29 protein-coding genes and 1 tRNA gene are annotated in these 25,607 nt (G+C 61.4%); 13 read left to right on the forward strand and 17 right to left on the reverse strand.

From position 1 onward, the window contains the following. Positions 1–67: 67 nt before the first annotated feature. Positions 68–235 carry a hypothetical protein gene (locus NKH97_RS06245; protein WP_352795768.1) on the reverse strand — a complete coding sequence of 56 codons (168 nt, stop codon included), beginning with the start codon at positions 233–235 and terminating at the stop codon, positions 68–70. Between the two features lie 156 nt (positions 236–391). On the opposite strand from NKH97_RS06245, the gene NKH97_RS06250 reads away from it, so the two are divergent. After that, positions 392–467: transfer RNA gene (locus NKH97_RS06250), tRNA-Thr, on the forward strand. A 349-nt stretch (positions 468–816) separates the two neighbouring features. Here NKH97_RS06250 and NKH97_RS06255 read toward each other — a convergent pair. Next, on the reverse strand, positions 817–1,224 hold the full coding sequence (locus tag NKH97_RS06255) for a response regulator (RefSeq protein ID WP_352795770.1): 408 nt from the start codon (positions 1,222–1,224) through the stop codon (positions 817–819). A 118-nt stretch (positions 1,225–1,342) separates the two neighbouring features. Between NKH97_RS06255 and NKH97_RS06260 the strand changes: the two genes are divergently transcribed. The 3 genes from NKH97_RS06260 (at position 1,343) to NKH97_RS06270 (ending at position 2,719) form a co-directional block, all read left to right on the forward strand. After that, a complete protein-coding gene (locus tag NKH97_RS06260; RefSeq protein ID WP_352556252.1) occupies positions 1,343–1,576 on the forward strand; it encodes a hypothetical protein in 234 nt (77 codons plus the stop codon). Positions 1,577–1,744: 168 nt separating this feature from the next. Beyond that, positions 1,745–2,470 (forward strand): Crp/Fnr family transcriptional regulator, encoded by a 726-nt coding sequence (locus NKH97_RS06265; protein ID WP_352556254.1) that lies wholly within the window; start codon positions 1,745–1,747, stop codon positions 2,468–2,470. 9 nt (positions 2,471–2,479) lie between these two features. Continuing rightward, entirely contained in the window at positions 2,480–2,719 is a 240-nt protein-coding gene (locus tag NKH97_RS06270) for a DUF6894 family protein (RefSeq protein ID WP_352795772.1), read from the forward strand. A 223-nt stretch (positions 2,720–2,942) separates the two neighbouring features. Here the strand turns inward: NKH97_RS06270 and NKH97_RS06275 are convergent, their stop codons facing one another. Beyond that, entirely contained in the window at positions 2,943–3,182 is a 240-nt protein-coding gene (locus NKH97_RS06275) for a hypothetical protein (protein ID WP_127291337.1), read from the reverse strand. Positions 3,183–3,731: 549 nt separating this feature from the next. On the opposite strand from NKH97_RS06275, the gene NKH97_RS06280 reads away from it, so the two are divergent. After that, positions 3,732–4,154 (forward strand): DUF983 domain-containing protein, encoded by a 423-nt coding sequence (locus NKH97_RS06280; protein ID WP_127291340.1) that lies wholly within the window; start codon positions 3,732–3,734, stop codon positions 4,152–4,154. Here the strand turns inward: NKH97_RS06280 and NKH97_RS06285 are convergent. Continuing rightward, positions 4,061–4,330, reverse strand: a complete 270-nt coding sequence (locus NKH97_RS06285; RefSeq protein ID WP_352795107.1) for a DUF1515 family protein — start codon at positions 4,328–4,330, stop codon at positions 4,061–4,063. The two genes, NKH97_RS06280 and NKH97_RS06285, sit on opposite strands and share 94 nt — an antisense overlap. A gap of 224 nt (positions 4,331–4,554) precedes the next feature. On the opposite strand from NKH97_RS06285, the gene NKH97_RS06290 reads away from it, so the two are divergent. Then, on the forward strand, positions 4,555–4,938 hold the full coding sequence (locus tag NKH97_RS06290; RefSeq protein ID WP_352795106.1) for a hypothetical protein: 384 nt from the start codon (positions 4,555–4,557) through the stop codon (positions 4,936–4,938). Between the two features lie 555 nt (positions 4,939–5,493). Here NKH97_RS06290 and NKH97_RS06295 read toward each other — a convergent pair. Further along, positions 5,494–6,063, reverse strand: coding sequence for a DUF2569 family protein (locus tag NKH97_RS06295; protein ID WP_352795774.1), 570 nt, complete (start codon positions 6,061–6,063; stop codon positions 5,494–5,496). A gap of 124 nt (positions 6,064–6,187) precedes the next feature. Further along, entirely contained in the window at positions 6,188–6,802 is a 615-nt protein-coding gene (locus tag NKH97_RS06300; protein ID WP_352629460.1) for a TetR/AcrR family transcriptional regulator, read from the reverse strand. Positions 6,803–6,893: 91 nt separating this feature from the next. On the opposite strand from NKH97_RS06300, the gene NKH97_RS06305 reads away from it, so the two are divergent. Genes NKH97_RS06305 through NKH97_RS06325 form a run of 5 tightly spaced genes read left to right on the forward strand, consistent with a single transcriptional unit; the run spans position 6,894 to position 11,446 of the window. After that, the gene (locus tag NKH97_RS06305) at positions 6,894–7,973 is read left to right on the forward strand and encodes a polyamine ABC transporter substrate-binding protein (RefSeq protein WP_352751402.1); all 1,080 of its coding nucleotides are present in this window, start codon (positions 6,894–6,896) and stop codon (positions 7,971–7,973) included. Between the two features lie 13 nt (positions 7,974–7,986). Then, positions 7,987–8,841, forward strand: coding sequence for an ABC transporter permease (locus NKH97_RS06310; RefSeq protein WP_352552284.1), 855 nt, complete (start codon positions 7,987–7,989; stop codon positions 8,839–8,841). Position 8,842: 1 nt separating this feature from the next. Further along, positions 8,843–9,625, forward strand: a complete 783-nt coding sequence (locus tag NKH97_RS06315; RefSeq protein ID WP_352439947.1) for an ABC transporter permease — start codon at positions 8,843–8,845, stop codon at positions 9,623–9,625. Continuing rightward, positions 9,622–10,686 (forward strand): ABC transporter ATP-binding protein, encoded by a 1,065-nt coding sequence (locus NKH97_RS06320; RefSeq protein WP_352439946.1) that lies wholly within the window; start codon positions 9,622–9,624, stop codon positions 10,684–10,686. The genes NKH97_RS06315 and NKH97_RS06320 overlap by 4 nt, the downstream gene beginning before the upstream one ends. A gap of 1 nt (position 10,687) precedes the next feature. Beyond that, on the forward strand, positions 10,688–11,446 hold the full coding sequence (locus tag NKH97_RS06325; protein WP_352629453.1) for an MBL fold metallo-hydrolase: 759 nt from the start codon (positions 10,688–10,690) through the stop codon (positions 11,444–11,446). A 6-nt stretch (positions 11,447–11,452) separates the two neighbouring features. Here NKH97_RS06325 and NKH97_RS06330 read toward each other — a convergent pair whose 3' ends face one another. The 4 genes from NKH97_RS06330 to NKH97_RS06345 form a co-directional block, all read right to left on the reverse strand. After that, positions 11,453–12,154 carry a TetR/AcrR family transcriptional regulator gene (locus NKH97_RS06330; RefSeq protein ID WP_352751394.1) on the reverse strand — a complete coding sequence of 234 codons (702 nt, stop codon included), beginning with the start codon at positions 12,152–12,154 and terminating at the stop codon, positions 11,453–11,455. Positions 12,155–12,294: 140 nt separating this feature from the next. Next, positions 12,295–13,722, reverse strand: a complete 1,428-nt coding sequence (locus NKH97_RS06335) for an amidase (RefSeq protein ID WP_352552289.1) — start codon at positions 13,720–13,722, stop codon at positions 12,295–12,297. An 88-nt stretch (positions 13,723–13,810) separates the two neighbouring features. After that, entirely contained in the window at positions 13,811–14,845 is a 1,035-nt protein-coding gene (locus tag NKH97_RS06340; protein ID WP_352795778.1) for an extracellular solute-binding protein, read from the reverse strand. Between the two features lie 508 nt (positions 14,846–15,353). Then, positions 15,354–15,518 carry a hypothetical protein gene (locus NKH97_RS06345; RefSeq protein ID WP_164748845.1) on the reverse strand — a complete coding sequence of 55 codons (165 nt, stop codon included), beginning with the start codon at positions 15,516–15,518 and terminating at the stop codon, positions 15,354–15,356. A 301-nt stretch (positions 15,519–15,819) separates the two neighbouring features. Here NKH97_RS06345 and NKH97_RS06350 point away from each other — a divergent pair, with 301 nt between their 5' ends. Together NKH97_RS06350 and NKH97_RS06355 are read left to right on the forward strand one after the other, a co-directional pair. Further along, positions 15,820–16,593: an NAD kinase gene (locus NKH97_RS06350; RefSeq protein WP_023812117.1), complete on the forward strand. Its 774-nt coding sequence runs from the start codon at positions 15,820–15,822 to the stop codon at positions 16,591–16,593. A 202-nt stretch (positions 16,594–16,795) separates the two neighbouring features. Further along, the gene (locus tag NKH97_RS06355) at positions 16,796–18,385 is read left to right on the forward strand and encodes a DEAD/DEAH box helicase (RefSeq protein ID WP_352795779.1); all 1,590 of its coding nucleotides are present in this window, start codon (positions 16,796–16,798) and stop codon (positions 18,383–18,385) included. Positions 18,386–18,458: 73 nt separating this feature from the next. On the opposite strand, the gene NKH97_RS06360 is transcribed toward NKH97_RS06355, so the two are convergent. From NKH97_RS06360 to NKH97_RS06390, 7 genes are all read right to left on the reverse strand, one after another. Further along, on the reverse strand, positions 18,459–19,064 hold the full coding sequence (locus tag NKH97_RS06360; protein ID WP_127291379.1) for a hypothetical protein: 606 nt from the start codon (positions 19,062–19,064) through the stop codon (positions 18,459–18,461). Between the two features lie 224 nt (positions 19,065–19,288). After that, positions 19,289–19,939, reverse strand: a complete 651-nt coding sequence (locus NKH97_RS06365; RefSeq protein ID WP_352439939.1) for a YiaD family glycine zipper/OmpA-like lipoprotein — start codon at positions 19,937–19,939, stop codon at positions 19,289–19,291. Between the two features lie 176 nt (positions 19,940–20,115). Further along, positions 20,116–20,484 carry a GFA family protein gene (locus tag NKH97_RS06370; protein ID WP_352795782.1) on the reverse strand — a complete coding sequence of 123 codons (369 nt, stop codon included), beginning with the start codon at positions 20,482–20,484 and terminating at the stop codon, positions 20,116–20,118. A 151-nt stretch (positions 20,485–20,635) separates the two neighbouring features. Then, the gene (locus NKH97_RS06375) at positions 20,636–21,013 is read right to left on the reverse strand and encodes a hypothetical protein (protein WP_128305863.1); all 378 of its coding nucleotides are present in this window, start codon (positions 21,011–21,013) and stop codon (positions 20,636–20,638) included. A gap of 286 nt (positions 21,014–21,299) precedes the next feature. Continuing rightward, positions 21,300–21,719 (reverse strand): GFA family protein, encoded by a 420-nt coding sequence (locus tag NKH97_RS06380; RefSeq protein WP_352795784.1) that lies wholly within the window; start codon positions 21,717–21,719, stop codon positions 21,300–21,302. A gap of 78 nt (positions 21,720–21,797) precedes the next feature. Further along, a protein-coding gene (prfB, locus tag NKH97_RS06385) for a peptide chain release factor 2 (protein ID WP_127272597.1) occupies positions 21,798–22,929 on the reverse strand; the annotation gives its coding sequence in 2 pieces (ribosomal slippage) (positions 21,798–22,862 and positions 22,864–22,929; 1,131 coding nt in all). A 118-nt stretch (positions 22,930–23,047) separates the two neighbouring features. Next, positions 23,048–25,504 carry a penicillin-binding protein 1A gene (locus NKH97_RS06390; RefSeq protein ID WP_352795787.1) on the reverse strand — a complete coding sequence of 819 codons (2,457 nt, stop codon included), beginning with the start codon at positions 25,502–25,504 and terminating at the stop codon, positions 23,048–23,050. Positions 25,505–25,607: the final 103 nt, after the last annotated feature.

Below are 25,607 nucleotides of genomic sequence, written 5' to 3' on the forward strand. Positions count from 1 at the left end.
CCCCTATTCCCCTATTCCCCTATTCCCCTATTCCCCTATTCCCCTATTCCCCTATTCCCCTATTCCCTCACCCCATCCCCGTGACATGGCGCAGCCAGAAGGCCAGCGCGATGAAGCCGATGATGGTGGTGAGGCCGGTCCAGTCGACATTGGCCTTCTTCACATCGCTGATGATCTTCACCAGCAGCATCCAGGCCACGAAGATGATCGGGAGAATGATGACAAATCTGATCATGCGACACCCCTGCGCGAAGCGATTGCACCTCCCCTAGATGTAGGAAGCGATCCGGCGCTTTTCAGCATGCCCTGCCCCGACAGCGCATGGGACATGCCGGGAAAAAATGGAGTTTTGTCTTTACTGGCGCAACAAATATGCTAACCGGAGCGCCGTGCCCTTGTAGCTCAGCTGGTAGAGCAGCGGTTTTGTAAACCGAAGGTCGGCGGTTCGATTCCGTCCGGGGGCACCAGCACAGTGCGAAATGACAGATTCAAGCAATTAAATCTATCGTCGCCGAGTTCGACCTGCTGCCATTGCGACACCTTTTAAGAGTCGCCCCGCCCAAGGACAATTCCTACAACCGTTCTGTAGAGGCTCAACGTCGACAAGGCGCCGCGCGGCCGCGTGCAACCATTGATCGCTTTCTGCATTGTTACCCGCATAACGAGCGGAGATAGCAACAATGTGGATCTTGGCGGCTGTTTGTATTGGGTTCGCGTTAGCCTTGTCTCTGGGGTGGGCTATGGGGCTTTCGAAGTAGGTGCACATAGTGATCCGCCCACTGAAGCAGTATTCGCCTTCCAATACGCCGACTTGCTCTAATGAGAGGGTTCGCCTCCGTTCGCTGCTGTTGGGTGTTGCTGATTGAGCAGTGTCGACAGCGCCGTAATAATCTGGGGGAGGAAGAATGGCTTGACGATCATCACGCTGTCTGGGACGCCTTCAGACCCCCACAAATCCGCACTATCGCCGCTGATGTAGACCACAGGTAGGCTTGAGTTGCCTCGCCTTACATGCCTGGCTATTTCCCACCCAGATTCTCCTGAGCCGAGGCGAATGTCCGTAAGGCGGCCGGCGAACTTGCTTGGATCCTCATCAAACGCCTCCACGGCGGCTTCGGCATTCGGCACTCCTACGACGAGAAAGCCAGCTTCCTGCAAAGCTGTTTCAAGGTCGAGCAGGATCAGGGGTTCGTCTTCGACGACCAGAATAGCAATGTCGCTCATGAGGCCCCCTACGTCGGCCAAAGCAACGGCGGGACAGAACTTTAGTTCCATCTAAAGGGTAACTTGGATGTGATATGGCTTGGTATGAAACCAACTACGCCTCGCTTTTGACCCGCCTATGAACGCCATTGACACCGTGCTGAATGACCTGGAGCTAGCACGTGCCCTGCGCGCCAGCCTTGCGCATGAGCGGGCCCGAATGCGTGCGCTGCTCGACGATATTGCTCATGTTCGCATGGAAGTCAGAGACGCCGCCGCAATCCGGTTTCATGTGCGTTCTTCACCCGACGACAAAAAGTTCTTACGGTTTGAAGAGGCCGGCGCGCCGTGTCTCTTCCCGCCCGCAACGTAGCAGCGGAGCCATTGTACGAATCGTACCCAACGGCTGGTTAGACGTTTAAATGTAGCCTTTGATCGATTTCAGGAGGATAAATCTCCATCGCCTGCTAACTTTTTGGGCGCAGGCGACTGAGAGATAGCTGAGGTGCGGTGCTCTTGCCCCAAACTGGGAGGCGAGAGCGTGGCTCAGCTTCATCAACCACACATCCGTAATCGGCTACTGACGTCTTTGTCGCCAGATGACTTCGCGCTCATCGCGCCGCATCTCGAACCGGTCACGTTGGGGGTCCGCGAACACTTGTTCAAAGCGGAGCAGCAGATCACGCATGTAACCTTCCCGGAACGAGGGATTGCCTCGATTGTCGCCGACACCGAGGAAGGACGGTTTGAGGTAGGCATGGTCGGATCAGAGGGCCTCGCGGGAATTTCTGTCGTGCTCGGCGTCGACCGCACGCCTCACACCTGCATGGTTCAGGCTGCGGGTGAAGCATTCCGTATCGGGGCGGTCGAGCTTCAGGCGGCGATGGACCACAGCGCCACGCTGCGCGAGCTTCTTCTTCGCTTCGTGCATACCTTCATCGTGCAAGTCAGTCAGACCGCGTATGCCAATGCTGGCTACTCCATCGAGGAGCGGCTGGCGCGCTGGCTGCTTATGACCCATGATCGGCTGGAACAGGACGACATGCCTGTAACGCATGAGTTCATGAGCATCATGCTGGGCGCGCGTCGCCCCGGTGTGACCCTTGCGGTGCAGATGCTGGAGGGCGTCGGTGCGATCAAGAACACGCGTGGTCAGATCCTAATGAAGGATCGCGCCAAGCTGGAATCGATCGCAGGACAGGCCTATGGTTATGCCGAGAGGGAATACTCGAACGTGTTCCAGTTCCCCATCAAGCGAGAGCAATGAGAGGGGCACTTGCGCTACTTCATGAACGTGCGCTGCCGGGGAAGGCTAATCCCCGACCACGAGGGCGACGAGCTGGCAAGTGAGGCGGCCGTGCGCGGCCATGCGTTAGCGAACGCGCGTGATCTCGTTTTCAACACCCGCATGGACACGATGCGCAGTTGGTTCGACTGCAGCTTCGAAGTCACGGACGAGAGCGGCACAACGGTGCTCGTGATGCCGTTCAGCGAGGTGGTTGAGGATCGGTTCTGAACTGCCACCCGCTGCCCCATTCACGGCAGCAGCGGGCGTCCCCAAGGAGGACGGGAGGGCGGTCCCTGCCAAGCCATAACCATTAGCATTACCTGATGTTCCATCGGAAGTAGGCCCAGACCACTTGGGTGAGTACCGACGCGGGTCCGACCAAGGTTGCCTTTCTTCGACCAGCAGCGCGGGGCGCGCTGCCGCTAGGAACCCCTAAATCATCGGGCAGCCCTCATGTCCCTTCATTGGTAAGCGGTCTCGGCCGCACAATGTTCAAATCAAACTTGGTTGGCAGGTCGGGTCCCGTATTGTGAATGGCGGTGGTCGTCATTCGATGGACGGGCGGGATGATTACCATCCGGACGTTTCGTTCAGGCCAGAGCGGCTTTCCGAAGATCAGGAACGCGACTGCTATCAGGACGGCGACCAAACCCGCTGCAAATGCGTTCGCAATGATCTGGCCAAGCTGCATGCGCTCTCCGTGAATGATTACCCGCCACGCCAAGCGAGCCGTGGCGGGTAATCAACGAACCGGCGATGAAGGGACGATGATCGACGGCCACGTTCCAAATGTCGAAAAGGCTGTGTTGTTTCAGGGGTCAGACCTTTGCGCCTCGGCATCGGGCTTTAGTCGGACCCAAACAAGGCCTTGGCGGTTGCGTCATTGGCAGAGGGTTGGCGTAGCAGCGTCAACGCGAAGGCCCGTCACTGATCAGCAATGACGGGCCCTGCCTCGAGACCACTTGGCCGGGGGGCTAAGCCAAGCTAACAACCAAACTTCATTTTCAGAACCAGGTTCCCTTGACCAAAAATCGGAGTTTCAGTGGGGCCGCCCCCACTTCCGGGCAGAGGCGGACCGGCCGGGGCTTGGGTGCCTCGACCGGCAGCGGGCACGCTGCCGCTTTTTCCAACCCGCATTGGCAGTTCGTCGAGCTCCCGCCTCCTGTCCTGGATGACATCGCGCTAAGGGCGCCCATCCACAGCGGACCGGAACTATGCCGAGTCTGCCGCGTTGCCGGTCATGACTGACTACAACGAAACCACAAACCCGATCCTGACCGGTTTCAAGGGCCAGTGCCCACGGTGTCAGCAGGGACACCTGTTCGCAGGTTACCTGAAGCTTGCTCCACGTTGTGATGTCTGTGGGCTCGATTTTTCCTTTGCCGACCCGGCTGATGGGCCTGCATTTTTCTCAATGTCGATAGTTGCATTCCCGGCCCTTGCCTTTGCTCTTTGGCTTCAGTTGCGGTTCGAGCCACCTTTCTGGATACACATTCTCACAAGCCTGCCCCTGACCATCGGGGCATGCATATTGTTGCTTCGACCCCTTAAAGGCTGGCTCGTGTGTTCTCAATATTTCCACAAGGCAGCAGAAGGTTCGATTGACCGAGATTGGCATGCCGCTGAGGCCGACCGCCAAAGGTTGGAGCCGCACGGTAAATAGATGAGGCATTGGCCCCTGCCGCGTGATATCAAACACCCGCCCCGCAGCACGCGCCACATATCCGCCCAATAGGCTGTGACAAGCGAGGCCGGCGCCGCCGCAGCCATGCCAGTGACGCCCAAGGCCCCCAGGCCCATCAACTTCCAACGGGTGACCTCGGCAGTTACCGGCTTCACGCCCGTAATATCCCGTTGAGCTTGGTAACAGCGGATTCCATGAGCGAGCGCGAATGCACGTCTTGTTTGAACAGCTTACTCACGCCCGAATGCTCGTTAGAGACGCCGCCGCGATCCGCGCCCATCTGCGCGCGGCCCTTGCGTATCAAACCGTACGTTGAATCCTTCTTGGGTCACGCGTGAGAAGAGAGTAAATAAATCCCTTCGCAGCAAGGGAGGCCGCGATGGTTGAAACGCATATGGAAGTCGCACGCGCGGCTATCGAAACCAGCTTTCGGTTGCGGCACCATTCCCTGGCCGGAACTGCCTCATTTCGCCGGGATATGGATCACTCCCGACGCGCAATCGAGGCATCACGCGAACTGCTCACGCGCCTTCGCCAACGTCACCGCGATGAAATGGCCCAGGGGTGGGAAGATCCGGGCCCGACTCCTGCTTCCGTCTCCGCCTTCGATGCTGATATTCTTCGCTCTGCATTTCGAGCCCTGGTCAGGGATATGAGCGTGCCTGAATGTCAATGGCGCGATTTGGCTGAGAGCTTGGTCCGCGAATATGTCGGGTGCGAGCAGATCGACGTTGGCCTGTTGGATTGGATCACCCACAAGTAGTCACCAACGCAAAACAGCCCGTCCCGCCCACATTGCCGGTGACACGAAACGGGCTGCGGAAGCCGGCATGCGGTGCTTCCTGCAATCCAACTTTGTGTGCGCACGGTTGTTCCGTCAGCTTCTGCTGAAAAGCGGGTACATTCTGCTGCCGTGGCCATTCGACAGTCGCTGGTAGAGTAGACCCGCCGCTCCATTTGCGAAGCGACGGGCTCTCGCCCACCCCATACCTGTCAGAGCAATTTAGATGCCAAACTTTTTGACCCGTTATGGGGCACAGCCGTCGCCTTTGCAGTCGGTTCTACCCCGCCGTAGGAGGCACCGGCCCAGTAATGTTCCACCGGATTAACTCGACTTCCTTCCCGGTGACTTCCCGCAACGCGTTTAACAGCACCTCATGCAGGACGCGCGTCTGCCTGAATCCGATTCTGCCTGAATCCGATTCTGCCTGCCGATCACCGCGCGCAGTTCGGGTTCTCCCCCCTCGCGCTTCACGGATTCAATGAACATCAGTTCGCCGAGCCCGTGATGCTCCAAATATTCCAAGTTTGCTGTCTTTTATGACACGCTCGCGACCTGGGTGGATGCCCCAACCCCGGTGAACGTGTTCCGGACCCTGACGGACTTGTAGACGTAGGCGACCCAGAGCCCTGTCAGCACAAACGAGACTATCGGGGCCACCAGCGCATCGCCTGCGAGCACCAGGCTCACCGGAACGCCCAGAACTGACGCAACCCAGATCGTGTCCAGGATGAAAACGACAGGAATCGCCAGCCACTGGAGCAGAAACAATTGCGGAAAGCGGTGGCTTCGCCGCAGCATCGAAACGAGCACAACCAGCTGAAGCGCCAGAAATGCCAGATTGAGAGCAAGTTCGCCATACACCGCCAGGGGTCCGTTCGGGAGGGTCATGAGTTGCTGGTAGCCGTCGGCCGAATTGGCGAAGTCGGCAAGTGTGCGCAACGGTGATAACTTCTGACCGATCGCCAGCAGCATTAACCAGCCGCCGAAGCCCACAAGAGCCTCGGGATTCTGCGACGGCTTCGCGGCTGATCGAACAGCAAAGAAAACAGGCACGCCGATCAACAGCAGCAAGATCGCCCAATGCCAGATAGAAAACGTCCCCATTTACCCCTCCCCCGTTTTTGCTCCTATAAGTTGTATCAGGTTTTAAATTCAACTCAAGAGCCGACATGCATCTGAAACCAGGTCTTATGCGGAAGCAACGCTTTCTCCTGCCCTTTCCTGCCACTCACACCGCAATCGCCGCCACCAGAATCCTGTTCTGCCTCCGTACCGCCGCCCGCAATTCCGCAATCCTCGCCGCATCGCGCTTCACGAATTCGATGAACATCATGTTCATGTTGTTGAAGATCAGTTCGCCGAGCGCTGCCCCGTCGATGTCCTGCCGCACAAGGCCGAGCGCTTGCAGGCGGACGATCAGGGCGCGGATCTGTTCGGTTAGAGCACGGTCGAGCGCGGTGTAGGCTTGGCCGAAGGGGCTATCGGGCAGTTGCGTTGAGATCGCCATCGCCTGCCGCCACATCTCCTTGCTGAGATAGTGCAGCGAATGCTCGATATAGATGCCGATCAGCGTGTCCAGCGCGTCGCCGACATTGGCCGGCGGCCGGGCGACGACGCCCTGACCGGCATTCAGCACCTCGTTGACCTCCAGCGAGACGATGGCGCCGAGGATGTCGCCCTTGTTTTCATAGTAATTGTAGATGGTGCCGACCGAGACCTCGGCCTGGGCGGCGATCGCCTCGATCTTGGCGCCTTCGTAGCCGGCCTCGCGAAACAGTTCCGCCGCCGCCTCGATGATGCGTCGGTGCCGGTCTGCCTTTTGCCTTGCCCGCAATCCGCTCATGTCAGCCTCTTGCCATAAAAACAGAATTGACTCAATTTTAGAATTGGTTCAATTTTTTGCAAGAAGCCACAAAGGCAAGGGAGAACACTCGATGTCACACACAGCCAGCAATCCGCTTTCCATCCTGAGGACCCGTTTGCGCACAGCTGCCGCAGCCGCGGCGCTGCTGCTTTCGACGGGCGCGCAGGCCGCCGACCTCAACGCGCTGATCTGGTGCGATCATGCCGATCCGGCCTTGCTGCAGCCGTTCGAGGAGGCCAATGGCGTCAAGGTCAACGTCAAGGAGTTCGAGGGTACCGGCGCTGGGCTGGCCATCGTCGAGCAGTCGCAGCCGGGCGATTGGGACGTGATGGTGATCGACAGCATCGACGTGCCGCGCGGCGTCGAAAAGGGTCTGTTCGAGCCATTGCCGGACGACAAATTGCCGTTGGCCGATCTGTTCCCGCAGGTGAAGATGGACGGCTCCACCGTCGTCGGCGGCAAGCGCTACGGCATCACCGAAAAGTTCGGCTACAACACGATCGGCTACAACAAGACCAAGGTTGACCCCGCCGACATGCAGTCGATGGCAGCACTCACCGGCGACAAGTACAAGGGCAAGGTCGCCATCTACGACTACTACCTGCCGGTCATCGGCATGGCCGCGCTCGCGATCGGCAAGAAGACGGCCGAGCTCACCGAAGCCGACCTGCCTGCCCTCAAGGAAGAGCTCTTGAAGATGAAGGCCAATGCCAAACTGGTCGGCGAAGTGACCGCCAGCCAGACGGCGCTTGCGACCGGCGAGGTCGACATATTGGTCGGCGGCGGCGAATGGGTGACGGCGGGCCTGGCCAAGGAAAACCCGGCGCTCGACTTCTCCATCCCCAAGGAGGGTGCGGTGCTGTGGTCGCAGTCGCTGGCCATGTTCAAGGATTCCAAGAACAAGGACATGGCGCTGAAGTTCATCCAGTACATTATGAGCCCGGAGGGCCAGGCGCGCCTTGCCACCTCCTCCTGCTACTGGGGCATGCCGGCGAACACCAAGGCGGCTCTGACCGACGACCAGAAGAAGGTTTTGCGCTTCGACGAGCAGCCGGGCTTCCTGGCGCGCGCCCAGGCCTATCCGGCGCCGAACGCCGATCTCGACAAGAAGATGCAGGACATGTGGACCGAAATGCTGCAGGCGAAATGAGCCGATACCGCTCATGAGCAGCTCGGCAAATAACCCCCTGCCCCGGGCGGCCCTGCCCTGGGCGCTGGTCACGCCGGCGCTCGGCTGGACGCTGCTGTTCTTCGTGCTGCCCTTCATCGCCATGGGGTTTTCCAGCCTGACGGCGCATGAGGGCGGCGGTTTCACGGCGTCCAACTACAGCCAGTTCTTCACCAATCCGTCCTACTGGCAGGCGATGGTGAACTCGCTGCAGGTCACCGCCATCGTCACCGTGATCTCCGTGCTGCTCGCCTATCCCTTTGCCTGGATTCTCGCCGAACAGGTGCCGGAACGCTGGCAGCGGCTGGCGCTGATGCTGGCGGTGCTGCCGTTCTGGACCTCCTATGTCGTGCGCTCCTACTCCTGGCTGCTGGTGCTGGCGCAGAATGGCGTGCTCAACCGGGCGCTCACCGGCTCCGGCCTGTTCAGCGAGCCGCTGCAACTCGCCAACACTCGTTTCGCCACCGTCACCGGCTTCGTGCATTTCTTCGTCATGCTGTTGACGCTGACGATCTTCGCCAATGTCAAGCAACTCAGCCCGAGCTACCGCAAGGCAGCCGCCGATCTCGGCGCCGGGCCGGTGCGCACCTTCCTGCATGTCGTGCTGCCGCTGACCTTGCCCGGCATCATGGTCGGCGCCTTCCTGACCTTCGTGCTGTGCATCGGCGACTACATCACGCCGCAGATCCTGGGTGGCAACAACGAGCTGCTGATGCCGCAGCTGGTGATGATGCAGATCGGCCGGCGCGGCGACTTTCCGCTGGCCTCGGCGCTGTCGATCATCCTGATGGCGGTGGTCACCATTGCCTACCTCGCCTGCGCCCGCTGGCTGAAGATCGAGCGGGCCTGAGATGCGCAGGATTGTCCGCATCGCCTCCTGGCTCTACGCCGTCCTGATCTACGGCTTCATCTTCCTGCCGGTGATCGTGCTGGTGCTGTTTTCACTGCAGGCGACGTCGTTTCCGATCCCGCCCTTCACCGGCCCATCGCTGCGCTGGTACGACGCGGTGCTCTCCGACGTCAGGCTGACCTCGGCGCTGGTCAATTCGCTGCTGGTGGCGTCCATCTCGTCGCTCGCCGCCGCCACGCTCGGTTTCCTATCCGCCTGGGGCTTTGCCCGTTTCGTCCTGCCGGGCTCCGGCCTGCTGCGCGGGCTGATCACGCTGCCGCTGACGGTCAGCTATCTCATCATCGGCATGGGGCTGCTGGTGCTGTTCAACTGGGCCGGCTTGCCGAAATCGCTGCTTGCGGCAGGGATCGGCCATGTCGTGATCAACCTGCCGCTGTGCTTTGCCATCATCTACAGCCAGATGGGCGACCACCAGATCAACATCGAACGCGCCGCGCGCGACCTCGGCGCGCCGGAATGGAAGGTGCTGCTGTTGATCACCGTGCCGGTCATGGCGCCGGCCATCTTCGCCGGCTTCTTCCTGTCGATGACCTTCTCCTGGGACGAGTTCGTGATCTCCTTCCTGCTCACCCGCTTCGACACCACGCTGCCGGTCGAAATCTGGAACCTGCTGCGTTCCGGCCTCAACCCGAAGACCAACGCCGTCGGCTCGCTGGTTTTCGCCGTTTCCATCGTGCTGGTCGTGCTGTTCGAATTGACATTGCTGCGCAGGAGAAAGGCATGACTGCGCCTTTGGTCGATATTCGCTCCGTCTCGCATCGCTTCGGCCAGCATACGGTGCTGAAGGACGTTTCGCTGCAGATCGAGCCCGGCAGCTACACGATCCTGCTCGGGCCCTCGGGCTCCGGCAAGACGACGCTGCTGTCCATTCTGGGCGGCTTCGTCACGCCCAGCGAAGGCAAGGTGTTCATCCGTGGCGAGGACTGCACGTCCGTGCCGCCGGCCAAGCGCCCGACGACGACGGTGTTCCAGGACTATGCGCTGTTCCCGCATATGAGTGTCGGCAGCAATGTCGGCTTCGGCCTGCGCATGCAGGGGGTCGATGGCGCGACGCGGGCGGCAAAGGCGCGCGCGGCGCTGGCCCTGGTTGGTCTCGCCGCTGCTTTCGACAAGAAACCGCACCAGCTTTCCGGCGGCCAGCGGCAGCGCGTAGCTCTGGCGCGGGCGCTGGTCATCGAGCCGGCGGTGCTTCTGCTCGACGAGCCGCTCGGCGCGCTCGACCTCAAATTGCGCCGGCAGATGCAGGACGAGTTGAAAGCAATCCAGAAGCGCGTCGGCACCGCCTTCATCCACGTCACCCACGACCAGGAAGAAGCGATGGCGCTGGCCGACCATTGCGTGGTGATGAATGACGGGCGCATCGAGGACGAAGGCCCGCCCGAGCGCGTCTACGCACGGCCGGCGACACGCTTTTCGGCGACCTTCATGGGCGAAAGCACGATCCTTGCCGGCACGGTCACGGAGGCCGGGGACCGGACAGGCACTGTCGCGACGCCGGTCGGGCCGGTCTCGGTACCCGGCGCCTTGCCGGTGGGCTCTGGCGTTGTGCTGGCCATACGACCGGAGCATCTTGTGCTCGGCACGGCTGCAGGCAGCGTCAAACTCGGTACTGCCAGAGTGAGCGACATCGTTTTCCAGGGCAGCTTCAAACGCGTGCTCGCCGTCTCCGTCGAAGACCCCTCGCTTCACTTCATCGCCAGGCTGCCCGCGATAGCTACCGTCCGGCCGGGCGACACGGTTGCCGTTTCGTGCGATACCGACCAGATCATTCTGCTGACGGATTGAAATGGGCACGCTCGCGGTCATCGAGGCACCAGACTGGTACGAGACCATCCGCATGAGCGATGGCGTGACCTTGATCCACGAGCCATGGATAAAACCGTTCTTCCGCTGCAACATGTGGCATGTGCGCGGCCGCGACCGCGATCTCCTCTTCGACACTGGGCTCGGCCATTTCAGCCTTCGGCGTCATGTGCCGCTGGTCAGCGAGCGCAAGCTGATTTGCGTCGCCAGCCATACGCATTTCGACCATATCGGCTGCCATCACGAATTTCCGGACCGCTGCGTACACGCCGCCGAGGCCGACATCCTCGCCGATCCGCGCAACGAATGGACGGCAGCCGGCACCTATGCGACCGACGAGATGTTCGATCGCATGCCGCAAGGCTGGGACACGGCGCGCTACGGCATTTTACCCGCACCCGCCGGCCGTCTGCTCGACCATGGCGATATCGTCGATCTCGGCGACCGGGCCTTCGAGGTGATCCACACGCCCGGCCATTCACCCGGCGGCATCGCGCTTTACGAAAACAGGACGGGCATCCTGTTATCCGGCGACATCATCTATGACGGCCCGCTGATCGACGACGTCTACCACTCGGTTGTCGGTGACTATGTCGCCACGCTGCTGTGTATGCGCGACCTCGATGTCTCGGTGGTGCATGGCGGCCATTTCCCCAGCTTCGGCAAGGTGCGCTACCGCCAGCTTGTCGACGAGTATCTGGAACAGAAGCGGCAGGCAGGCTGCCATCTGCGGCAGCCCTGAAAGCGGTTAGCGCATCAGTTCGAAATGCCGCGGAAACGCCTGATGCAGCAGGAGCAGCATGGTCTTGCGCAGCACGTTGGTGTCACGGCTGGACGGATTGAGATGATCCCAATACCAGGCGCCATGAACCAGATAATTCAGGCTCTCCGACAGCGTGTCGATGTCGACGCCGGTATAACCGCCGCTGCGCGAAATCTCGATCAGCAGCTCGCGCGCCTCGGCGGTGTAGGCGAGATCGCTCGGAAGGCCGATCTCGTCGTAGATCTGCATGCTCTTGCGGTCGCTGGAGAACACGACAAAGACCGAAACCCATTTCGGGTGCTGGCGGGCGAAACGTTGCGCGCAATCGACCGCGCCCAGGGCCCGCTCAACCGGAGACAGGCCGGGCGCCCGCACCAACGTCACCCACAGCTCGTCATAGCGATCGCTGAGATACTGCAGGACGGCGCGAAACAGGTTCTCCTTGCTGCGAAAATGGAAGACGACCAGGGCATTGGACGAGCCGACATGTTCGGCGATGCGCTGCATGGTGACGCTTGCCAGCCCCTCCTCCGCGATGAGCTCGATGGTGGCGTCGATGATCCGCTGCACGCTGGCTTCGCCGCGTTCGCGCCGACGGTCCTTGGGCGGCGCGGCATCGTTTGCCGCACTTCCATTCTTCGCCATTGCGCCTTTGCGTTTTGCCGCCGCGGCCTTTTGTTGCGCCATCTTCGTCCAGCTCCTTTCGGACCTTCTGGCGGCGATCACCGGCGCCGCCACGGATCCGTCTATTCGAGATGTCCGGCGCCGGCTCACCACAACCGAGACCGCGGATCAAGCACCGGTGCGGCAAGGGCCGCAGCGCCCTGTTATAGCGACGGGCGCGTTTCGGCGTTTGTGTACCACTGCCCCTTGGCCGTCTCATAGGCCATGGCCGCGCGGAAAACATCGGCATCGCAATAGGTGCGGCCAACGATCTGGATGCCTGTCGGCACGCCGCTTGCCGCCCGGCCCGAAGGGATGGACAGAACCGGACAACGGCTCATCATGTTGAACGGCGTCGTCATCACCCAGCCAAGCGACGGGTTCACCTGCTTGCCGTTGATCTCAACCGTGCCCGTGGTCTGATCGAACTCCGCCGGCACGGAGGGAAGCGCGTTGGTCGGGCAGACCAGCACATCATAAGTCTCAAGCAGCGGCCCCAGCGTCTGGTACATCCTGGCCGCCACATCGAGGGTTCCGACAAAATCCGTGGCTTTGGACTTCTGCCCGTCCTCGGCGAATTGACGTGCATAGGTCGTCATGTCCTTGCCGTGCTCCTTGAGCAGCTGCGACAGCGAAGCGCCGAAGAGATGTTCGAGATAGGCCATGCCCGCCCTGAGCACGTCGTCGCCCCAGCCCAGATCGACTTCCTCGACCGTGGCGCCGAGCGAGCGGAACACGTCGCAGGCGGCAAGCGTGTTCTTGCGCACATCGGCGTCCACTTCGAAAGAACCGAGGTCCATCGAGAAAGCAATCTTCCAGCCCTTGATCGGCTTGTAGTCGCTGGGCAGGCGCAGTTTGGGGCGCAGCGTGGCGATGTCGAGCGGGCTTGGCCCGGCCATCACGTTCTGCAGCAGGATCGCATCCCCGACGTTTCGTGCCAAAGGTCCGGTGTGGCAGTAGAAATCGAGGTTGAACGGCGGCTCGTCCGGATTGCGCCCGTAAGGCGGCTTGAAGCCGACAAGACCGCAGGCCGACGCGGGAATGCGGATCGATCCGGCAATGTCCGAACCGGTGGCGATCGACGACGTGCCGGATGCCAGCGTCGCCGCGGCACCGCCCGACGAACCGCCGGGTGTGAAATCCGGGTTCCACGGATTGCGCGTCACGCCCCAGCGTTTCGACCAGGTATAGCCGGCGCAGCTGAATTCAGGCGTCGCTGTGCGGGCATGGACAATGCCTCCGGCCTTGATGATGCGCTCGTTCATCGTCGAGGTATGGCCGCCTATCGCATCCCCGGACAGCAGCGAGCCGTGCGAGGTCGGCTTGCCCTTGATGTAGCTCTCGTCCTTGATGCCGATCGGCAACCCCTCGAGCGCCCCGGTCCGGGCGCCCCTGGCGTATTTCGCCTCGGCCTTCCCAGCCAGGTCCATCGCCTCGTCGAAATGCGTGAAGGTGAAGCAGTTGATCGTCGCCTTGGTTGCCTCTGCGCGGCGGATGGTGGCCTGCATCAGTTCGACAGGCGAAAGCTTCTTCGCCTTGAACAGCCGCAGCGCCTCGCCGGCCGGCATGTAGCAAAGGTCGAGATCGGTCATGGGAAGTCTCCTGCGATCTGCGCATCGCGTTTGGCATGGACGGGAGATGACCGCGCCGCGTGCAGCGGCGCGGAAAACGCGGGTCAGGTCATTTCTGCAGGTCGGTCCAGATCTTCGTGTAGAGCGCCTGCACATCCGGCGGGCAGGCCTGCATGAACTGGCCCTTGGTGGCGAACTCAGCGGGGATGTTCACTTCCGGCGCGGTCTTCATGTCGTCGGGCATGAAGGCTTCCGAGCCCTTGATGCCGTTCGAATAACGCGCAAAGGCTGAGATCAGCGCCGCATTCTGCGGATCCATGATGAAGTTCTGGAACAGCTTGGCGTTGTCGATATTCTTGGCGTCCTTGAGGACAGCGACATTGTCCATCCAGATCGGATAGCCTTCCTTGGGATAGCCATAGACGATCTTGTCGTTCTCAAGCCGCTCGCGCAGCGATATGCCGTTCCAGTTGACGCCCGCGGCGATGTCGCCCCTGCCCAGGCCATCGACGGCCGCATAATCGAGCGAAAGCCATTTCGCCTTCGCCTCCACCAGCTTGTCATGCACCTTCTTCAGCATCTGCATGTCGCTGCTGCAATATTTGCCACCCTCGTAGGCGATGGCGAGGAACATGATGTCACCCATTTCGGGTACGACATTGATCTTGCCGACGAGTTCGGGGGGTGGGTCGAGGAAGATCGCCGATGTGTTCGGGTCGCCGGCATAAACCGACTTGTTCACCGAAATGCCGGTCGTGCCCCACTGCCATAGAACGGTATATTTACGGCCTGGATCGAATGGAACATCGACCCATCTGGGATCGACGTTTTTGAAGTTTTCCATCTTGTTGGGATCGGTCTCCAAGAGCAGACCTTCGCTGATCCAGACCGGCACGACGCTCGCCGAGGGCACGACGATGTCATAGCCGGAGGCGCCCTGCCGGACCTTGGCCAAGGCGGTGTCGTTGGAATCATAGTCGGTGACGGTGACCTTGACCTTGTAGGTCTCTTCGAACTTCTTGATCAGGTCGGGGCTGGTGTAGTTGCCCCAATTGTAGATGTTGAGCTCGCCTTCGGCACGGGCCACGCCCGTGACAGTCAGCAACGACAGGCCGATGGCCGTCGCGGTCAGTTTCCAGTTCATGCTGCATGCTCCCATTGTTGGGACCGGCGGCACTACGGCCCCAAGTCCGTTTCCTGCTGACGAAAAGATGGCCGCGACAATGCCGATCGACGGCACGAGAAAGGCCGTCGACATCGCATTTGCGGCGCGCCGGCAACGGCAAGCCGCATGGCAGTCAAGATATTCCCCCCTTTATTGTGGCCATTCACCGGCTGGAACCCGGCTGTCCAACTCAATTCTCGACCTCAGGAATAACTATGACTAAACATACAGTCAATATCTTATCGTGGATACGGCCATGGCTCGCCCATTGATGCGCCCGATGCGGTGGTGACTCAGTGAGCAGCCAGGAAAGAGGTTTAGCCGCGATGCCGGACGCGTCAGGCCGTTGAGGCCGAAATGCTCGCGGCCGCAATTCGCGGTGGCCGACCGGCCACTGCTTTTAAGGAGAGAAACTGCCGCGCGATGTCGCGCACCGAAGCGGCCGCCAATGCCGCCGGTCATCCGAAAGGATGATCAGGTTACAGCGCTACAGCGCCCTTTGCGGGCATGGCGCTCCGGCTGCATCGCCACAGCGCGACGCCGTGGGCTGCGGCCGGAAGCTCGTCTCTTCGGACTGGCGCACCAGTTCGGCAAAGAGCAGCGCGAAGCTTCCCAGCATCAGAAAGACGATGATCAGGCGTGTTACCGGCAATATGTCGGCCTCGACTGGCTAGCCCCCACGCCACCCATCCACTGCCGGCTAACATGACCGATCCGGCTTTACGAGACTTTAAGGCCGGTCTTAACCATCACATTCGCGTAGCCTTTGACATGATACGCGAACGGCGAGTCCGCATCCGCCGTCCCGCGGTCGCCTTGCCATCCAGATGGCGTTGCCATCCGGGATGTCGTTGCCATCCGGCATGGCGGCTCCCTTTGCAGACGTACCCCGCCCATGCTACCCCGACGCTGGCGCGGCCCTGCCGCTGCCAATTGGTCGTCATCGGGGAGCCATGAGCAAAGCCGCCAGCCGCATCGCCTTCGTCTCGTCCGACACCGCTGACGCCAAGACGGCGCTGGAAAGCCTGTCGGCGCGCTATGGCCAGTCTTCCGTCGAGGAGGCCGGGATCGTCGTTGCCCTTGGGGGTGACGGCTTCCTGCTGCAGACCCTGCGCGACACGATGGGGACCGGCAAGAAGGTCTACGGCATGAACCGTGGCACCATCGGCTTCCTGATGAACGAGTATCGTTCCGGTGGCCTGACGGAGCGTCTCGAAGCCGCCGTCGCCGAAACGATCCGCCCGCTGGAGATGCTGGCCGTGACCTCGGAAGGCGAAACGATTTCGGCACTGGCGATCAACGAGGTGGCGCTGTGGCGTCAATCGTACCAGACGGCCAAGATCCGCATCACCGTCGACGAACAGGTCCGGCTTGAGGAACTGAACTGCGACGGCGTCATGATCGCAACCCCGGCCGGGTCCACCGCCTACAATCTTTCGGCGCACGGACCGATCCTGCCGCTCGACGCGCCGCTGCTGGCGCTGACCCCGGTCAGCCCGTTTCGCCCGCGCCGCTGGCGCGGCGCGCTGCTCTCCAACAAGGCGACCGTGCGCTTCGACATCCGCGAGCCGGAAAAGCGGCCGGTGAACGCCGCCGCCGACCATACCGAGGTCAAGGCGGTGACCTCGGTAACGGTGCGAGAATCACCAACGGCGACAGCAACGTTGCTGTTCGATCCCAATCATTCCTGGAACGAGCGTATTCTCGCCGAACAGTTCCGCTATTGAGCCGGCGCTGCGACCGACAGGTCGATTAAGCATCCCGATTAAGGTTACAACTTCACAATCGTGCCATTGCTGCCCGTTTCTGTTGACAAATCGAGGGCTTGCTCCTAATTGCAATACCAATCTTGCAGGCGCGTGGCGCTTGCCGCGACAGACGCCATTAGACGCCGTTGCGCTTCCCCGAACCAGCCAAAGACAACAACACTTGTCCTCAGACACCACGACCGCTCAAGAAGCGTTGACCTTCGCAGACCTCGGCCTGTCGCCGAAGGTCCTTTCCGCAGTCACCGACGCCGGCTATACCCAGCCGACGCCGATCCAGGCTGGTGCGATCCCGCACGCCTTGCTCGGCAAGGATATTTTGGGCATCGCCCAGACCGGCACTGGCAAGACGGCTTCCTTCGTGCTGCCGATGCTGACCCGCCTCGAAAACGGCCGGGCCCGCGCCCGTATGCCGCGCACGCTGATCCTGGAGCCGACGCGCGAGCTCGCCGCGCAGGTCGAAGAGAATTTCATCCGCTACGGCAAGAACCACAAGCTCAACATCGCGCTCTTGATCGGCGGTGTCTCATTCGACGAACAGAACAAGAAGCTGGAGCGCGGCGTCGACGTGCTGATCGCGACGCCCGGCCGCCTGCTCGATCACCGCGAGCGCGGCAAGCTGTTGCTCAACGGCGTCGAGATCCTCGTCATCGACGAAGCGGACCGCATGCTCGACATGGGCTTCATCCCCGATATCGAGCGCATCTGCGAAATGATTCCGTTCACCAGGCAGACGCTGTTCTTCTCGGCGACGATGCCGCCGGAAATCACCAAGCTGACCGAGAAATTCCTGCACGCGCCGGTGCGCGTCGAGGTCTCGAAGGCAGCATCCGCCGCCACCAACATCATCCAGCGGCTGGTCAAATCCGGCTCCAAGCCGTGGGACAAGCGCGAGACGCTGCGCAATCTGATCAAGGCCGAAGACGCGGAGCTGAAGAACGCCATCATCTTCTGCAACCGCAAAGTCGAAGTGGCGGAGCTGTTCCGCTCGCTGCTGAAATATGATTTCGACGCCGGTGCGCTGCATGGCGACATGGACCAGCGCGCGCGCATGCAGATGCTGGCCAATTTCCGCGACGGCAAGCTGCGCTACCTCGTCGCTTCCGACGTCGCCGCGCGCGGCTTGGACATCCCCGATGTCAGCCACGTCTTCAACTATGACGTGCCGATCCACGCCGAGGACTATGTCCACCGTATCGGCCGTACCGGCCGCGCCGGACGCTCCGGAAAATCCTTCACCATCGCGACCAAGTCGGACACCAAATACGTCGACGCCATCGAGCGGCTGATCGGCAACAAGATCGAATGGCATGACGGAGACTTGTCGACGGTGGTTGCCAGCGAAGGCGGCGAGGATGATGCTCCGCGCCGTGGCAAGGGCGCACCGCGCCGCGCCGGCCGCAAGGACGACGATCGCGGCAGGGAAAAGGGCGGCGAGCGCAAACCGCGCGAACGCCACGCCAAGCGCAGCGAAGACACGGCACCGGAAACAGTCCGCGAGGATCAGCCGGTGGCCGAGGCCGCAGCCGCCGACGTCGGCGAACGGCGCTCGCGCAAGGAAGCGATCCGTTCGGAAAACACCGACCGCAAATCATCCGATCGCAATGAACAGCGCGCACCGGAACGCGGCGACACGAGGCCGCAGCGTGACAACAGCCGCCCTGCCCGCCAACGACACCAGGAAGACAATGATTCCACCGTCGGCTTCGGCGATGACATGCCGGCCTTCATGCGGATCGTCGCCAAGGTCTGATTCCCGACCGCTTCAAAGGCAAGCCAGCCATCCGGCTTGTCTTCTCGGCAAAGGTTCCTGCCTGGCTCGCCCGTTACATCGGCCCAGGCATCATCTTGGTCGGTTTTTCCAGCATCGGAAACTCGGCCTTGTTGCATTTCACGTTCGGATTCGTCGGACTGAACATGCCGTTCGGATTGTCCCCGAGCCAGGCATGCAGGTCGTAGTGGACGAACTCCTTCGGGATGAGAGGGTAGTGCCCCTCCATAGGCCCCATGAAGGTTTGGCCAAACAGCTTCGGGGGCTCCTTGATGTCCGGCGTCAGAGGTACCAGCCATTCCACGCCCACCAGCCGCAAGCCCTTCTTGGTCGGTTCGTAGATCAGCACATTGGGGTGCATCGGGTCGAGCTTCTGGCCGACACTCGGGACATTGACGAAGTGGATACCCATGGCGCCCTTCGGGTAGTCCATCGCACCCGCTATCTTTTCTCCGCTGTAGTAGACGCAGCCGACCGTCGACAGATATAGGTCGCGGACGGCGACGGTGTAATCCTCATATTTGGCGAGCGATTTTTTCAAGGCTTCGATGTCGGCCTTGTTGGCGTCCTCGGCCCGAGCCGAAGCAACGTTCAGCCACGCGCCCACCAAACCTGTCAAAACGAGGACGCCGCAGCGCCCAAGGCTGGCTGTTCTTGTCATGCATTCCTCCCAGATTTCTGATCTGGCCGTGCAAGACCGAGGCGGAAAAATGCTGATTGCGCGGCCAGTGACACCGCCTCATCCCCTCAGGAACAGCGATGATGCTATTCCTTTCCATAGCTCCGGGAAAGCTATATTTTAGCAATGGCTAATTCAACAACGCCAATATCCGCGCAAACAAAAACGGCCCCATGGGAGCCGTTTCGCTTGGTTTGCCGAACGGATCAGGTGAGCGGCGACAGCTGGATTTCGACGCGGCGGTTCTGGGCGCGGCCTTCGGCCGTGGCATTGGATGCGACCGGGCGTGTCTTGCCGAAGCCGGTGACTGCGAAGCGCCGCTGATCCACGCCCTGACCGGACAGATAGTTCGCGACCGCCAAAGCACGACGCTGCGACAGATCGAAATTGTGCTGGTCGCCACCGGTCGAATCGGTGTGGCCGAACACGTCGACCGTGGTCTGCTTGAACTTCTTCAGCACCAGCGCGACAGAGTTCAGGACCTGGTAGAAGCCGGGCTTCACCGCATCCTGATCCGAGTTGAAGGTGATGTCGGACGGCATGTTGAGAATGATCTGGTCGCCGCTGCGGGTGACGCTGACACCGGTGCCCTCGAGCTGCCGGCGCAGTTCGGCCTCGTTCTGGTCCATGGTGGCGCCGATGGCGCCGCCGGCCAGCGCGCCGATGCCGGCGCCGATCAGTGCGTTGCGGCGGTCATTGCCGCCGGCAAGCAGGCCAAGGCTGGCGCCCGCCAGGGCGCCAAGGCCGGCGCCGGCCGCCGTGTTGGAAATCTTCTGGTCGCCCGTATACGGATCAGTGGTGGTGCAGGCGCTCACGAGCACAGCCGTCGCCACGACGACGAGCATAGTCTTTTTCATAGGATGGTCCCTCTCCAAGTCACGCCTTGCGGTGGCGCCAAATCAGCCCTTCCCGCGACTTGTACCACGAATTGCGGCGAAAAGCGGAACGGCAAAAGCGCCGCTCACGGCTTTTCCCGAGGGACCAATACGCGGTTGTGGCACCGTATCGCCGTGCCGGAATGGTCTGGATCAGGCTACCAGAGGTTCTTGCCGTCTATGACAACAACTTCGACCTTGTCGAGATCGAAATCATCGAACAGCCGCGCGTTGACGCTGATCTTGGGATTGTCGAAATCCGGCTCGCCGGTCGACCAGTCCGGCGTTTCGGTAAAGGTGCCGCAGCCGCAGGTGGCGCAAAAACCGTGCTTTACGGTTTTCGATCCCCAGCGGTAGAAAGAGACGTTCTCCATCGGGCTGGTGGGCTTGAATTGCGAAGGCACGTAGTAGGCCCAGAGCGAGCCGCGCTTCGAGCAGAAAGAACAGGTGCATTGCGTCACCGTCTGCGGTGCCTGCGAAACCTCGAATGTCGTCGCCTTGCAATGACAGCTTGCCTTGATGATCATCAACGAACTCCTCCCGTCGCCCGCCACCCTGTGCGGCAAAGGCAGCATAACGAGGTGCTCCTGACAACTGTCTGTCAGCAGGCACACCCGAACCGCGCAAACCCGGCCCCCGGTCACACGCGACCGCGGACGTCCGACCGCCGTCCTGTCGTCAATAGGAGCGCGGCGGCACGAACAGGCAGATTGTCTTGCCGGCGTCGAGGCCCGCTTGGTGCGCGCACCAATGGAACTCGCCGTCCGGGCTGTCCTTGACACGCTTGTCGGTCATTGGAACGATCTCACCCGTTCCGGCGATGACATAGCCCTCGGGTTTCTCCAGCACTTCGCCTGTATGGGTCGTGCGACAATCATAGTTGGCGCAGCATGCGAACGGATAACTCCAGCCCTGTGGCTTTGCCGCCGTGGGCGTGGCGTCATGCGCGAAGGCAGGTGTCGTCAGCATTGCCATCGCGCCGATCGCGAACAGGGAAAACAAAAGTCGGCCAGCCGGTTGAACGGCATTGGCCGATCTGAGTGTGGCAGCAGACATGACGCGTTCCTTTCAAACGAGCTCAAGCGTTTCGCTTGCCCGTTCCCGGAACGTATCTTCCCAGTGGCCGGATCGTCGGGTCGCAGATATGCCGCGTCCGGCCATAAATGCTTTTTCTCTCCCAGCCATTGGATGCTGGGCTGATTCCTTGGTCGGCGCAAGACGATGCATTCCCGACATCGTTCTATGGACGTCAGGTATCCGCTACCGCCGACGAGATGAGGCCAAGGTCAATTCCCGGCAAACGGGCGTCGGATAAACGGAATAGGCCCGCTGTGGTTCCAGCCTACTGCTGGTCAGAGCCGGCAATCACGTGCTCTTGATACTGCGGCAGGTCATCGGTGATGGTGGACCAGCCCGCCTTCGAACCGACGAAGATGTGCGCGGTCGGGCGGATGGATGGGTCGTCGACGAGGGTTCCCATGGCGACATGGACATAGGCCCCGTCGCGCACGAGCGAATAAAGCAAGGAGCCGCACCGGCCACAATGCGCGTTATGGCCGCTTTGGTCGCCGAAGATCAGGAGCTTGTCCTCGCCTTCGGTGAGGACAAGCTTTTCACGCTCGATACCGGCGAAAGGCTTGAAGGCCGAACCGGTGGTGCGCCGGCAGTCCGAACAATGGCAATTCGCGGCATAGATGAATTCGTCAGTGACCTCGTAGTGAACCGCACCGCAGAAGCACTTTCCGGTGAGCTTGCTCGGCAACACACTCCTCCGTCGCTGTGGTGCGCAGGGGTATGTTCAGATAGAGGTCAGCTAAACTCACCTGAACATGGACATATCCTAATCCAGGTCTGCTACGGCTTCGCCCGCGCCGCCCTCGATGCGCTGCGACAACGAGGCTTCCATGAAATCGTCGAGGTCGCCATCGAGCACGCTCGACGGGCTGGTGCTCTCGACGCCGGTGCGGAGATCCTTCACCAACTGGTAGGGCTGCAGCACATAGGAGCGGATCTGGTGACCCCAGCCTATATCGCTTTTCGACGCTTCGGTGGCGTTTGCAACCGCCTCGCGCTTTTTCAGCTCTTCCTCGTAAAGGCGCGAGCGCAGCATCTCCCAGGCCTTGGCCTTGTTCTTGTGCTGCGAACGTTCAGCCTGGCATGCGACCGCGATGCCGGTGGCCAGATGCGTGATGCGCACCGCCGAATCGGTGGTGTTGACGTGCTGGCCGCCCGAGCCTGACGAGCGATAAGTGTCGATGCGGACATCGGATTCGGAGACGTCGATCTCGATCGTGTCGTCGATGACCGGATAGACCCAGACGCTGGCGAAGGACGTATGCCGGCGCGCATTGCTGTCATAGGGCGAGATACGCACCAGGCGATGAACGCCCGATTCCGTCTTCATCCAGCCATAGGCATTGTGGCCTTTGATCATCAACGTTGCGGACTTGATGCCGGCCTCTTCGCCGTCATGCATTTCCAGCACTTCGACCTTGAAGCGACGGCGCTCGGCCCAGCGCGTGTACATGCGCAGCAGCATCGAGGCCCAGTCCTGGCTTTCGGTACCGCCGGCGCCGGCATGGATTTCGAGATAGGTGTCGTTGGAGTCTGCTTCACCCGACAGCAGCGTCTCGACCTGGCGGGCCTTCGCTTCGCCCTGCATCGAGCGGATCGCGGCTTCCGCCTCTGCGATCACCCCCTCGTCGCGCTCTTCCTCACCGAGCTCGATCAGTCCGATATTGTCTTCCAGCGCCTGCGTCAGGCCTTTCACCGAGGCGATGCCCTCTTCAAGGCCCTGGCGCTCGCGCATCAGCTTCTGCGCTTCCAGCGGCTCGTTCCAGAGGCTGGCGTCCTCGGCGCGCACATTGAGGTATTCAAGCCGCTTTATGGCCTGATCCCAGTCAAAGATGCCTCCTCAGCAGGGTTATCGCCTGCCTGATCTCGTCGACAATATTCTGCGTTTCCGCGCGCATGGTTGGCTGTTCTGTCCTGTTTGCTGAAGTCGGTTGGCGCGATACATAGGCAGGCCGCCGCCGGCTGTAAAGCAAAATGGGCTGGCGCCAAGGCCAGCCCATCCGCTCATGAAAATCATCAGTAGAGGCCGCCGCCGCCGGACTGAATGGCCTGGTTGGCCTGCGGCGACAACGCGCCCCCCGTGGCATTGGAGCCGTCGGCGCCCATGCCGATCACCCAATAGCTGTCGGCGGGACCGGTACCCGGCTTGAAGGCTTCGATGATGGTGCCGGGATCACCCGATGCGGCACGCATGCCGGTCTTGCGGTTGATGGCGACAAGATTCATGCCTTCGGGCACCTTGAAGTCGACATTGGGCGTGCCGTCCAGCGCCACCCGCATGAAGTCCTTGAAGATCGGCGCCGCGAGACCACCACCGGTGGCGCCATGGCCGAGGCCGCGCGGCGTGTCGTAGCCCATGTAGAGGCCGACGACGAGGTTGGGCGTGTAGCCGATGAACCAGGCGTCCTTTTCGTCGTTGGTCGTTCCGGTCTTGCCGGCGATGTGACGGCCGAGTTCATTGATGGTCGCGCCGGTGCCGCGTTGCACGACACCTTCCATCATCGAGGTGATCTGGTAGGCCGTCATCGGATCGAGCACCTGCTCGGAATTGTCGACGAGTTCCGGCTCCGGCTGGTTCTGCCATTCGGGCGCATTGCAGCCCTGACAGCCACGCTCGTCCTGCTTGAACACCGTCTTGCCGTAGCGGTCCTGGATGCGGTCGATGAGCGACGGTTTGATCGACTTGCCGCCATTGGCCATGATCGAATAGGCCGACACCATGCGCATCACGGTGGTTTCGCCGGAACCCAGCGCCATCGGCAGATAGGGTGCCAGATGGTCGTAGACACCGAAGCGCTCGGCATATTCGACGACCAGCTTCATGCCCATGTCATTGGCAAGCCGCACCGTCATCAGGTTGCGCGACTTCTCGATGCCGGAGCGCAGGGTCGCCGGACCGGCGACGGTGCCGTCGTAATTCTTCGGCGTCCAGCTCGTGTTACCGCTCTGGATCGTGATCGGCCCGTCCATGATCACCGAGGCCGGCGTATAGCCATTGTCGAGTGCGGCCGAATAGACGATCGGCTTGAACGAGGAGCCCGGCTGGCGCATGGCTTGCGTGGCGCGGTTGAATTCGGACTGCGCATAGGAGAAGCCGCCGACCATGGCCAGCACGCGGCCGGTGTGCGGGTCCATGGCGATCAGGCCGCCTTCCACTTCGGGCACCTGGCGCAGGCTGTAGGCGCCATCGGCACCATCGTTTTTCTGCACGAAGATGACGTCGCCCGGCTTCAGCACCTCCGCCGGCGACTTGGCCTTGACGGTCTTGCCGGCAACCACATGGCGCATGGCAAAACCCATGTCCTCCTTGCTGATGGTGCCTTCGACGCGCTCCTTGACGATCTCGCCCGACGCCTGCCGTGCCGGCTGCAGGCCGATCGACAGCCCGGTCGCCGAACTGTCGAGCACGACGGCGAGCGACCATTCGGGGACATCCTCCAGCCCCTTGACGGCGCCAAGCGGCACGCCCCAGTCGCCCGAGGCGTCGATCGATGTCACGGGCCCGCGATAGCCGCGCAGCGTGTCGTATTTCATCAACCCGTTCTGCATCGATTTGCGGGCAATGAGCTGGATCTTCGGATCGAGCGTGGTGCGGACGGAGAGGCCGCCTTCGTAGAGCGCATTCTCGCCGTAGCGGGCGATGATCTGGCGGCGCACCTCTTCGGTGAAATACTCGCCGGCGAACAGATAGGTGCCGCTGCGGCGCGGCGTCACGCCCAGCGGCTCGGCCTTGGCCTTGTTGCCCTCCTCACGCGTGACGTAGCCGTTCTCGACCATCTGGTCGATGACCCAGTTGCGGCGCTCGATCGCGCGATCGGCATGCTTGAAAGGGTGGTAGTTGTTCGGCCCCTTGGGCAGCGAGGCCAGGTAGGCGGCCTCGGCCACGGACAGTTCGTTGACCGACTTGTCGAAATAGGTCAGCGCCGCACCGGCGACGCCATAGGCGCCGAAGCCGAAGAAGATTTCGTTGAGGTAGAGCTCGAGGATGCGATCCTTGGGATAGGCCTGCTCGATGCGGAAGGCGAGGATCATCTCCTTGATCTTGCGCTCGTAGGTCTGGTCCGAGGACAACAGGAAGTTCTTCGCCACCTGCTGGGTGATCGTCGAGGCACCGACCTGACGCCGGCCCGAGCCGAGATTCTGCAGGTTGACGATGATGGCGCGGCCGAGGCCGGTCACATCGATGCCCGGGTGGTTGTAGAAATTCTTGTCTTCGGCCGACAGGAAGGCCGCCTTGACGCGGTCCGGTATGGCCTGGATCGGCAAATACAGGCGCCGTTCGCGCGCGTATTCGGCCATCAGCGCGCCGTCAGACGCGTGGATGCGGGTGGTCACCGGCGGCTCGTATTTGGCCAGCACCTCGTAGTCGGGCAGATCCTTCGACAAATGGCCGATATAGATGGCAACGCCCGCCGCGACCAGAAGGGCCAGCGTCGTGCCGATGCCGAAAAAATAGCCAATGAGACGAATCATACCCGCTCCAGTCCTTGGTTCGGGAATTTCCTAAACGAAGCCGCCTTTCGCGCAAGCTTTCGAGCCGGTCCCAATCCGTAATCGAAAACCCTTGTCGCCGCCA

The organism is Mesorhizobium sp. M0870 (assembly GCF_040319775.1).
Lineage (GTDB): Bacteria > Pseudomonadota > Alphaproteobacteria > Rhizobiales > Rhizobiaceae > Mesorhizobium.